Raw genomic sequence first — 231 nt, forward strand, 5'->3', positions numbered from 1 at the left:
TCACCGCAGGCAGCAACGCAACGCCCCTCAGGACGGCTGGAAATCAACGCCAAAGTCTGGTTTTTGCATTTTTTGTTGAAGTGAGTGAGAAATTTTTCAGCTGAAGAGTAATCATCTTGATGGGGTTTGTAGTCAACATTCTGATAAATATCATTAATATATTGTGCAGCAATGTGTCGGCATACTATACGGTTTTGGGGTCGCCCCGGAAAATAACATTGACCATTAAGC

Annotated in this window: 1 protein-coding gene; it reads right to left on the reverse strand. The window is 42.9% G+C overall.

Going from position 1 to position 231, the window contains the following annotated elements; translation table 11 throughout:
- Nucleotides 1–231, reverse strand: a 231-nt coding sequence (locus FC814_RS22740; protein WP_137326498.1) for a ShET2/EspL2 family type III secretion system effector toxin, incomplete at both ends; no start/stop codon positions are given.

Origin of the sequence: Escherichia sp. MR (assembly GCF_005280595.1) — a bacterium.
In the GTDB taxonomy this organism is placed as follows: domain Bacteria; phylum Pseudomonadota; class Gammaproteobacteria; order Enterobacterales; family Enterobacteriaceae; genus Escherichia; species Escherichia ruysiae.